Genomic DNA, 10,952 nt, shown 5'->3' on the forward strand with positions numbered 1-10,952 from the left:
GGGTGCGGGTATGCGACTGCGGGCCGTCCGGGGCCGGCCGCCCAGTTCCCCGCGCCCCTTTGGGGCGCGCCACCCCGCCGGCGCAGGCGGCTCAGCGCACCGCCCCCCGCACCCGCACCGGGTACCCGACCTCGCCGCCCGCCCCGCCGTCGACCCGCTCCACCACCACCCGGCCGTTGGCGACCCGGGTCGAGAAACGCTCCACCTTCGCCGGCTCCCAGCCGTCCCCCGCGTCCCGCACCACGATTCCGCCCCCGGTACGTCCGGCAGCCGGCGCCCACACCTCGAGCTCCAGGCCGCCTCCGTCGCCCCGCACCGGGATCACCGAACCGGCCCGGGCGAGGACCGGGATCCGGGACAGCGGGGCGTTGAGGAGCACCGTGCCCGGGCCGACGTGGGCCTCGCCGGTCGTGGTGTCGTACCAGCGCCCACGCGGCAGCCGCACCGCCCGCCGGTCTGCCCCGCGCTCCAGGACCGGGGCCACGAGCAGCGCATCGCCGAGCAGGAACGAGTCCTCGCAGTCGCGCAGCGCCCGGTCGCCCGGCCCGCCCCACCACACCGGGCGCACATAGGGCGCCCCGGTCATCCGCGCCAGATGGGCCAGCGTCACGAAGTACGGGTGCAGCCGCTGCCGTTCGGCCAGCGCCGCCCGCGCGCTCTCCAGGATCTTCGGGCCGAACTCCCAGGGCTCCCGCCGCCCCGCCCACTTCGCCGCGTGCGTACGGAACAGGGGCAGCCAGGCACCCAGCTGGAACCAGCGCAGATACAGCTCGGGGGAGGGGCTGCCGGTGAAGCCGCCCACGTCGGGGCCCGAATACGGCACGCCGCACAGGCCGAGCCCGAGCACCAGCGACAGCGAGGCACGCAGCCCGGGCCAGCCGGTCGCCACATCGCCGGACCAGGTGCCGCCGTAGCGCTGCATACCGGCCCAGCCGGAGCGCGAGAAGAGGAACGGCCGCTCGTCGGGGCGCAGTCGGCGCAGCCCCTCGTACCCGGCGCGGGCCATGGTGAGGCCGTACACATTGTGGGCCTCGCGGTGATCGCCGCCCCGGCCGTCCAGGTCGTGCCGCGCGGACCTGGGCAGCGTCGGATCCCCGAAGGGCGCGAAGGCCACCGGCTCGTTCATGTCGTGCCACACCCCGGCGAAGCCCTGATCGAGCCGCTCCTGGTACAGCCCGCCCCACCAGGAGCGCGCCTTGGGGTCGGTGAAGTCCGGGTAGGCGCACTCTCCGGGCCACACCTCGCCGTGCACCTCATGGCCGTGGGCGTCCTGGACGAAGGCCCCGGCGGCGAGGCCGCTCTCGTACACCGGATTCCCGCGCTCCGCCTTGACCGCCGGGTCGACGATCGAGACCAGCCGCACCCCCTCCTCCGCCAGGTCCTTGGCGAGGCGCGGTACATCCGGGAAGGCGTCGCGGTCGACCGTGAAGACCTGGTGGGCGTCGTAGTGATCGATGTCGAGATGCAGCGCTGACAGCGGCAGGTCGCGTTCGGTGTACCCGCCGACGATCCGCCGCACCTCGCGTTCGCTGCCGAACCCCCAGCGCGCGTGCTGGGGGCCGAGCGCCCACGACGGCGGCACAGCGGGAGCGCCCGTCAGCGCCGTCCAGCCCTGCAGCACCCGGGCCGGGGTACCCGCCACCACCCAGCAGCGCAGCGGTCCTCCCTCCATCCATAGCTCGCTCGCGCCCGGCCGGTCGTGCCCCGACCCCGCGCCCTCCTCGCCCTCGCGCAGCACCACCCGCCCGTCCCACGTACTGTCGTAGAACGCGAGGTGCGTCCCCGCGTCCGCCACCACCAGCTGCACGGGCATCGTGATGTACAGCGGATCGTCCCCCGGGGCGAACCCGCCCCCGGGATCGGTGTTCCACAGCCGGTACGCCCCGTCCCTCAGCCGGGGCCCGTGCGCCCGCCCGCCCAGGCCGAAGAACCGTGCGTCGGCTGCCACTTCGGACCGCTGCAGCCAGCGGGCAGGACCGCCGCCGACCGGCTCCCACCAGCGCGGCGGCAGCTCGCGCCGCAGCACGACCCCGCCCGGTGTGCTCACCTCCACCGCCCCGTGCCGGGAGATGACCACCGTCAGCCGCTCGGACACGACCCGCCAGCCGCCGTCCTTGTCCGGCTCCAGGACCGCCCGCGGATCCGGCTCGGGCGCCCGGCCGCCCAGGGCGTACGACGGCTCCGGCCCCGCGCCGTCCCAGCCCCAGAAGACCGCGCCGCCCACCGCGACCCGCACCTCCAGCTCGGAACGCGCGAACCGCACCACCCCGCCGCCGGCCCGGGGCTCGGCCTCGATCACCGCGCCCGGCACCCGGGCCCGCTCCGGCCCGCGCGCGGGCAGGTCCCGGGCGTCCGCCCGGCGCCGCCGCAGGGCCGAGCGCATCGCCCGCAGCCCCCGCACCGAGCCGACCGCCTTCACCGAGCGCACCAGGTCATCGCCGTTCATGCAGCTCACCCTGCCACCCGGACGGCCCCGCGTGCGGTCCGTTCAACTGCCGTTCACCGTGGTGGCGCCACATGCCCCGGCATCCGACTATGGGCGGGGGACCCTGGTGCGGAAGACGATCACATGGCATCGTCCCTGTCAGCCGCCTCACGCGCACACCCCTTCGCGTGTGCGCGGGAAACACGCACATCACGCGTTACAGCCCGGGAGCCGACCCATGACCTCAGCAGCGAACCCCGCTCCGCAGCCCGTGCCCTTGTGGCAGCCGGACTCCGACCGCATCGCCGCCGCGCGGATCACCCGCTTCCAGGCCTGGGCGGCCGAGCGCTACGGGGCACCGGCCGAGGGCGGGTACCCGGCTCTCCACCGCTGGTCGGTCGCCGAACTCGACACCTTCTGGCAAGCCGTCGCCGATTGGTTCGACATCCGCTTCTCCTCCCCGTACACAGCTGTCCTTGCTGATCGAACGATGCCCGGCGCGCAGTGGTTCCCGGGAGCGACCCTGAACTACGCGGAACACGCGCTGCGCACCGCCGAGGACCCCGCGCGGGCAGGCGACCCGGCCCTCCTGCACGTCGACGAGACCCACGCGCCGGTCGAGATCAGCTGGTCCGCACTCCGGGCCCAAGTCGGCTCGCTCGCCGCCCAGTTGCGTGCCCTCGGCGTACGACCCGGCGACCGGGTCAGCGGCTATCTGCCCAACGTCCCGCAGGCGGTCACCGCGCTGCTCGCCTCGGCCGCCGTCGGCGCCGTCTGGACCTCGTGCGCCCCCGACTTCGGCGCCCGCAGCGTCCTCGACCGCTTCCAGCAGGTCGAGCCGGTCGTCCTGTTCACCGTCGACGGCTACCGCTACGGCGGCAAGGAGCACGACCGCACGGACGTCGTCGCGGAACTGCGCCGCGAACTGCCCACCCTGCGCGCCGTCGTGCACATCCCGCTGCTCGGCACACCCGCCCCCGAAGGCACCCTCGAATGGTCCGCGCTCACCTCGGACGAGGTGGAGCCCGTCTTCGAGCAGGTGCCCTTCGACCACCCCCTGTGGGTGCTCTACTCCTCCGGCACGACGGGCCTGCCCAAGGCGATCGTGCAGTCCCAGGGCGGCATCCTCCTGGAGCACTTCAAGCAGCTGGGACTGCACTGCGACCTCGGCCCCGAGGACCGTTTCTTCTGGTACACCTCCACCGGCTGGATGATGTGGAACTTCCTCGTCTCCGGCCTGCTCACCGGCACCACCGTCGTCCTGTACGACGGCAGCCCCGGCTACCCCGACACGGCCGCCCAGTGGGGCGTGGCCGAGCGCACCGGCGCCACCCTGTTCGGCACGTCGGCCGCGTACGTCATGGCCTGCCGCAAGGCCGAGGTGCATCCGGGGCGCGACTTCGACCTGTCCCGCGTCAAGGGCGTCGCGACCACCGGTTCACCTCTGCCGCCCGACGGGTTCCGCTGGCTCCACGACGAGGTGCGCGAGGACCTGTGGATCGCCTCGGTCAGCGGCGGCACCGACGTCTGCTCCTGCTTCGCGGGGGCGGTCCCCACGCTGCCCGTGCACATCGGCGAGCTCCAGGCACCCTGCCTCGGCACCGACCTCCAGGCCTGGGACGCGCAGGGCCGGCCCGTCATCGGCGAGGTCGGCGAACTCGTCGTCACCAACCCGATGCCGTCGATGCCGATCCGCTTCTGGAACGACCCCGACGGCAGCCGCTACCGCGACAGCTACTTCGACATGTTCCCGGGCGTATGGCGCCACGGAGACTGGATCACCCTCACCGACCACGGCTCGGTGATCATCCACGGCCGCTCCGACTCGACCCTCAACCGCCAAGGCGTGCGTATGGGTTCAGCCGACATCTATGAGGTCGTCGAGCGTCTTCAGGAGGTCCGCGAGTCACTCGTCATCGGCCTGGAAGAGCCGGACGGCGGCTACTGGATGCCCCTGTTCGTGCACCTCACCGAGGGCGCCGTCCTGGACGAGGCACTCCGTACGAAGATCAAGCAGGCCATCCGGGAGCAGCTCTCGCCCCGTCATGTCCCCGACGAGATCATCGAGGCGCCTGGCGTCCCGCACACCCTCACGGGCAAGCGCATCGAGGTCCCCGTGAAGCGCCTCCTCCAAGGAACGGCTCTCGACAAGGCTGTCAACCCCGGCTCGGTCGACAACCTCGACCTGCTGCGCTTCTACGAGGACATCGCCCGCAAGCGCGGCTGATCAGCCCCCGTAGGTGGCCTCGGACTCGCCAAGCACACCGGCGAAGTCCGAGGCCAGCCGCGCCGCCTCCGCACCGTCCAGACCGGCCACTGTGATGCGTACGCCGGGAGCCGAGGCCATGCGGAAGCGGGCCCCGGCCGCCACCCACCAGCCGCGCGTACGCAGCCCGTTGACGACGGCCGACTCGTCGCGGACCGGCACCCACACATTCATTCCGCTCGCCCCGTGCGCCGGAATCCCGCGCTGGGCCAGCTCCTTGACGAATGCCGTACGCCGCTCCCCATAGGTGGCCTGCGCCCGCGTCACCAATAGCTGAGCCGACGGATCGTCCAGCAAGGTCAGCACGGCCGCCTGCAGCAGATGACTCACCCAACCGGAGGTGAGCAGCAGCCGCCCGTCGTGCCGCGCCAGCGTCACCGGATCACATGCTGTGGCCGCCCACCGCAGGTCCGTGCCGAGGTACTTGGTCACGGTCCGCACCTGCGCCCACCGTGAAAGCCCGCCCTCCGTAAGGGAGTGGAGCTCCGCACCCGCGATCTCGGCGGCATGGTCGTTCTCGATCACCAAAACCTCGGGCGCCTGCCGCAGCACCTCGACGAGCTCGTCGCGCCGCGCCTGGGAGAAGCAGCCGCCGTACGGATTCTGTGCCCGGGGACTGCACACGACGGCCCGCGCCCCGGCGCGCAGCGCCTCGCGCAGTTCCTTGGGGCGCATGCCCTCGTCGTCCACGGCGACCGCGATCGTGCGCAGCCCCATGGCATGCAGCAGGTCCAGCAGATGGTGGTACCCGGGATCCTCCATGGCCACCGCGTCCCCGGGCCGCAACTCCGTGGTCAGCAGCCGCGCGATGCAGTCGAGCGCCCCATGGGCGAACGTCACGCACTCGGACGGCACCCCGTCACCCTCGAACCACGTGCGCGCCCGGTCCTCCAGTTGCGGCAGCCGCGGCGTGGACCGGTGCGAGCGGGGCCCCGAAGACGGTGCGACGAGCCCCGGAAGATCCGGCAGGAAGGCCGAGTCGGGATGCCCGCCCGCCAAGTCCCGCAGCCCTTCCGGGACTTTGGGCGGCCTCCGGGAAGCGACGGCCGGCTCCGGGGCCACCACGGTTCCGCCGCGCCCACGGGTCACGACCACACCACGCCCGCGCAGTTCCTTGTATGCGGTGGCGACCGTGCCGGGGCTCACTGCCAGCTCATCGGCCAGCCTGCGCACCGGAGGGAGCGCGTCACCGGGGACCAGGCCCCCGTCGGCGACCGCGCGCTCGACGGACGCGGCAATCCCCTTGGCTGTCGTACCAGAGATCGAATATTGTGCTGCCACGTAGAAGATTCTGTACCAATACATAAATGACGTCAAGGGGGAGCAATGAGTTGGAGCCGCCGCCGCGCAGCACTGTGGGAACGCATCCCAGGAGGCCTCGACGGCCGCCGGATGCTGTCGGTCGCCTTCGTGGACAGGACCGGAAGCGGCCTCTGGGAAGCCGTCTCCGTTCTCTACTTCACCTACGTGGCCGGGCTCTCGCTCGCCCAGATCGGCACCCTCGTCGCCGCGTCCGGAGCCGTCGGAATCGCGGGGGCACCCATCGGCGGCCGCATCGCCGACCGGCTGCCCCTGACCCGCGTCCTCGTCGGCCTCCAATCGCTGCGCGCCGTCGCCGCGTTCGCGCTCCTGACCACCGACAACTTCGTACTGCTCCTTGTGATCGCCTCCGTGGGAAGCTTCGGCGACCGCTCGGCCAACGTCCTCACCAAGCTGTACGCGGCCAGGATCGCGGGCCCCGACCGCGTCCGCTACCAGGCCGTCAGCCGGACCGTCGCCAACGCGGGCTGGGCCGTCGGAGGCCTGGCCGCCGCAGGCGCCCTCGCCATCGGCTCGGTCTCCGCCTACGAGTGGCTCCTCGCGGGCAACGCCCTCTCGTTCGTCGGCTCCGCCCTCATCACAGCGCTCTGCGCCGAACCCCAGGCGCCCTCGCGCACGGTCGCCAAGTCCGGTGACCCGGCGGCCAGGCCGAACCCCGCCAACCCCTGGCGCGACCGCGGCTACCTGGCCTTCGTGGCCAGCGAAACGATCCTCTTCCTGGACGACGCGGTGTTCAAGGTCGGCCTCCCGCTCTGGACCGTGCACGCCACCGACGCCCCGCACGGACTGGTCCCGCTGCTCATGGTGCTCAACAACGTGATGGTCGTCGGCCTCCAGGTGCCCCTCGCGCGATTCGGCGCCACCACGGCGGCGGCCCGGAGGCTCCTGTTCGCGCTCTCCGTGATCTTCGCGCTCTCGGGCGTGGCCATGGCGGCCTCCGCGGCACACGGCGCCGCACTCGCGACCGCCTTCCTCCTGATCGCCACGGCCGCCTTCACGCTGGCCGAGATCATCCACGCGACGATCTCCTGGGAACTCTCGATCGCCCTCGCACCCGACGAGGCGCAGGGCGCCTACCTCGGGGTGCACGGCCTGGCCCAGTCCGTCCAGCGCAGCGTCGGCCCGCTCGCCGTCACCGCGGCCATCGCGACCGGACCGGCCGGCTGGATCACCTTCGGCGCCGTCATCGCGGGCACCTGCCTGGTCCAGCACCGTCTCGCCCGGCCGTGCCCCGGGCGGACGCCGCTGTCAGTGCCGTCGGTTACGGTGAGTGAGCATTGATCAACACCGTGCTCAGGGGGAAATATGGCGCACGCCAACCACATCCGGGCCATCCGGCGCACACTCCGCCGTGAAATGCCGAGCACCGTCGGCCTGATCGCCGACGCGCACGACTTCGCGGCCATGACGAGATACCGCTCCTTCGCCTTCGACGACCACACGGCCTACCTCCGCCAGGTCGAAGGCCTGCTTCGCGCCCTCGCCGCCCAGGGCGCGCACACCACGGTCGCGCTCTTCGACCCGGACGAGTTCACCGAGTTCTGCACGTCGGAGGGCCTCGACCCGGACACGGCCGACAGCCGCACCCGCTTCACGGCCGAACTGGCGGCAGGCGGCGCCTGTGTGGCGTACGCGGGCCAGCCCATCGACAGCCTGGTCCCGCAGCTCATCAACAAGGCCGTCCGCAAGGCGACTTGGGAGTACGCGACGCTGCTCCTGGCCGAGGCGGGGGAGTGCGCCGAATGCGGCCAGGACATCGGGCGCGCGGCATTCGACCGCGCCTCGCACCTCGTCCTGAGCCTGCTGGAGGCGGCCGGCCCGGGCACCCACCACCTGGTGTGCAGCATCCCGGCCCAGGCCGAACAGCTCATCGCCGTGCTCCATGCCGAGCGGGAGGGCTTCGACCCGGTACGCCTCGACGAGACGGACGCGGCCGAGTTCGTGACCGTCCTCGCGGCGGGCATCGCCCTGCACAGCGCGGGTGGGCTGGTACTCCGTTCGACTGAATTGGGCACCCCCGACCGGCTGCACGGCTGGCGCCTGCACCAGGGCCGGCTCGACCCGCTGACCGCGGGCGAGGTCTTCAGCGCCTACTGCACCGACGCCGCGACCGGCGACCCCCTCGCCCCGGAGCCCGACGTCGAATACCGCGCCGGATTCCCTGTCGACCAGCCCGACAGCCACCACTGAGGCAACGACGAGAACGACAGGGGGGAGGTACGGAAAAAGGGGCTCCCCGCCGCACCGCGACGGGAAGCCCCTCTCACACAGGTCCTACGACCCACCCGGGTCTTACGACCACACCGGTGTCACGACCGTCCGGGTCACTCGCCGGACAGCACCGCCTGAGCGGCCTTGCGCGCATCCTCGGCAGTGTCCGCGGCACGAGCCGCGGACGCCGCACGCTCGCACTGGGCCAGCGTGTACTTCGCGAGCGTCGCCCGCACATAAGGAATGGACGCCGCACCCATCGACAGGCTCGTCACACCAAGGCCCGTCAGGACACAGGCCAGCAGCGGATCGGAGGCAGCCTCGCCACACACACCACAGCTCTTGCCCTCGGCCTTGGCGGCCTCGGCGGACAGCGAGATCAGGTCGAGCAGCGCGGGCTGCCACGGGTCCTGGAGCCGGGACACCGCGCCCACCTGGCGGTCGGCGGCAAAGGCGTACTGCGCGAGGTCGTTGGTGCCGAGCGACAGGAACTCGACCTCCTGCAGGATCGAGCGGGCCCGGAGCGCGGCGGAGGGAATCTCCACCATCGCGCCGAACTTCGCCCGCAGCCCGGCCTCCCGGCACGCGTCCGCAAACGCCTTGGCGTCGGTACGGTCGGCCACCATCGGCGCCATGACCTCGAGGTACACGGGCAGACCTTCGGCGGCCTTGGCCAGCGCGGTCAGCTGCGTACGCAGCACCTCGGGGTGGTCGAGCAGCGAGCGCAGACCACGCACACCGAGCGCCGGGTTGGGCTCGTCGGCCGGGGTCAGGAAGTCGAGCGGCTTGTCGGCGCCCGCGTCCAGGACCCGCACCACGACGCGCCCCTCGGGGAACGCCTCGAGCACCTTGCGGTACGCCTCGACCTGCTTCTCCTCGGACGGCGCCTTGGCGGAGTCGTCGAGGAAGAGGAACTCGGTACGGAACAGGCCGACGCCCTCGGCGCCCGCCTCCACCGCGGCCGGAACGTCGGCGGGACCGCCGACATTGGCGAGCAGCGGAACCTTGTGGCCGTCCGAGGTGGCACCCGGGCCCGACGAGGCGGACAGCGCGGCCTTGCGCTCGGCGGCGGCCCGCTCGAGCTCGGCCTGCTTCTCCTCGCTCGGGTCGACGAAAATCTCGCCCGTGCTGCCGTCCACGGCGACCAGCGTGCCTTCGGCCAGCTCACCGGCGCCGGGCAGGGCCACGATCGCCGGAACACCGAGCGCCCGCGCCAGGATGGCGCTGTGGCTGGTGGGCCCGCCCTCCTCGGTAACGAACCCGAGCACCAGGGCCGGGTCGAGCAGCGCGGTGTCGGCGGGCGCGAGGTCCCGCGCGATGAGCACGTACGGCTCGTCGCTGTCCGGCACACCCGGCATCGGCACGCCGAGGAGGCGCGCCACGATCCGGTTCCGTACGTCGTCGAGGTCGGCGACGCGTCCCGCCATGTACTCGCCGGCACCGGCGAGCAGCTCGCGGTAGTGCGAGAACGCGTCGTACACGGCTCGTTCGGCGGTGCTGCCGACGACGATGCGCCGGTCGACGTCGGCCATCAGCTCCGGGTCCTGGGCGATCATGGCCTGGGCTTCGAGCACGGCCTGCGCCTCACCGCCGGCCAGATTGCCACGCGCCATCAGGTCGGCCGCCACAGCTTCCACGGCCTGGCGAGCGCGCCCCTGTTCGCGCTCGTGCTCCGATGCCGGAATCTGCTTGGCCGGCGGCTCGAGAACCGCCGTGCCCATGTGCCGAACCTCGCCGATCGCCACACCGTGGCTCACGCCGACGCCTCGCAGCGTTGTCTCCATCTCACCCGTCTCCGATAGTCGCGGCGGTCAGTGCCGCCGCCGTTGTTGTCCGTCCAGCGCGCCGTCGCAGCGGCGCGGGCGTCACTGCCAGCCGAACAGCGCGTCGCCGGCCTTCACGTCACCGCTGTCGACGACACCGGAGAGGGAGTCAGTGGTGGCCTCAAGAGCCACGATGGGACAAATGGCGGACTTACCGGCGGCCTCGACGGCGGCCGGGTCCCAGCGCACGACCTCCTGGCCGCGCGTCACGGTGTCGCCCTTGTTGACGAGGAGCTCGAAGCCCTCGCCGTTGAGCTGAACGGTGTCGATTCCGAGGTGCGTCAGCACACCGTGGCCTTCGGGGTCGACGACGACGAAGGCGTGCGGGTGCAGGGACACAACGACGCCATCCACGGGCGCCACGGCCGCCGACGGCTCACGTACGGGATCAATAGCGGTGCCGGGGCCCACCATCGCGCCGGAGAAGACGGGGTCGGGAACTGCAGCGAGCCCGATGGCCTTTCCAGCAAGTGGGGACGTCACGCTAGTCATGGGGAGCCTCCCAGGGGCGGAGCTTCTAGTGTCGCCGTCACTACCTGTCCTGGACGGCGTACTGTTCAGAAGGGTAAGTCATAAGAAGTCCTAGTTCCGCACGGCAGGTGCCGGTTGGCGGACCTAGGTGCACACCGGAAACGATTTGCCTCAACTCCCGGTGGCCTGTACTGTCGTACTCCTGCCTGACCCCATCACGACTCTGTGATTCGGCGGTCGGCGGCGCCTACCAAGTCCCGATCCTAACCTGGATTTCTGACTCTGCGTGCTCGCGGAGACGGTGGTCAGAGAAGGCGGAAAAGACTTGCTAGAGTCTGAATCGCCGGAAAGCCGATAAGGCCGGAAAGCGAAATCCCCGCTCCAGCGGGTGGCAGAAACGGGAAATCGGATCTGCTAAGCTGGAAACACGAAATAC

General features: G+C 71.8%; 7 protein-coding genes. 3 read left to right on the top strand and 4 right to left on the bottom strand.

Translation table 11 applies throughout. The features are described 5' to 3' along the window. Positions 1-91: 91 nt before the first annotated feature. Positions 92-2,446, bottom strand: a complete 2,355-nt coding sequence (locus ABD346_RS19125; protein WP_344376240.1) for a glycoside hydrolase family 31 protein — start codon at positions 2,444-2,446, stop codon at positions 92-94. A gap of 217 nt (positions 2,447-2,663) precedes the next feature. Here ABD346_RS19125 and ABD346_RS19130 point away from each other — a divergent pair, with 217 nt between their 5' ends. Next, entirely contained in the window at positions 2,664-4,652 is a 1,989-nt protein-coding gene (locus ABD346_RS19130; RefSeq protein ID WP_344376242.1) for an acetoacetate--CoA ligase, read from the top strand. Here the strand turns inward: ABD346_RS19130 and ABD346_RS19135 are convergent, their stop codons facing one another. Beyond that, positions 4,653-5,972 carry an aminotransferase class I/II-fold pyridoxal phosphate-dependent enzyme gene (locus tag ABD346_RS19135; RefSeq protein WP_344376243.1) on the bottom strand — a complete coding sequence of 440 codons (1,320 nt, stop codon included), beginning with the start codon at positions 5,970-5,972 and terminating at the stop codon, positions 4,653-4,655. 45 nt (positions 5,973-6,017) lie between these two features. Between ABD346_RS19135 and ABD346_RS19140 the strand changes: the two genes are divergently transcribed. Both ABD346_RS19140 and ABD346_RS19145 read left to right on the top strand, forming a co-directional pair. Further along, positions 6,018-7,292, top strand: a complete 1,275-nt coding sequence (locus ABD346_RS19140; protein WP_344376244.1) for an MFS transporter — start codon at positions 6,018-6,020, stop codon at positions 7,290-7,292. 24 nt (positions 7,293-7,316) lie between these two features. Then, positions 7,317-8,201: a hypothetical protein gene (locus ABD346_RS19145; RefSeq protein ID WP_344376246.1), complete on the top strand. Its 885-nt coding sequence runs from the start codon at positions 7,317-7,319 to the stop codon at positions 8,199-8,201. Between the two features lie 134 nt (positions 8,202-8,335). Here the strand turns inward: ABD346_RS19145 and ptsP are convergent, their stop codons facing one another. Together ptsP and ABD346_RS19155 are read right to left on the bottom strand one after the other, a co-directional pair. Continuing rightward, complete coding sequence (gene ptsP, locus ABD346_RS19150) at positions 8,336-10,006, bottom strand: phosphoenolpyruvate--protein phosphotransferase (RefSeq protein WP_344376247.1); 1,671 nt, start codon at positions 10,004-10,006, stop codon at positions 8,336-8,338. Between the two features lie 81 nt (positions 10,007-10,087). Beyond that, positions 10,088-10,537, bottom strand: a complete 450-nt coding sequence (locus ABD346_RS19155; protein WP_189962310.1) for a PTS sugar transporter subunit IIA — start codon at positions 10,535-10,537, stop codon at positions 10,088-10,090. Positions 10,538-10,952 lie beyond the last annotated feature (415 nt).

This window comes from Streptomyces mauvecolor (assembly GCF_039532965.1).
In the GTDB taxonomy this organism is placed as follows: Bacteria; Actinomycetota; Actinomycetes; order Streptomycetales; family Streptomycetaceae; genus Streptomyces; species Streptomyces violascens.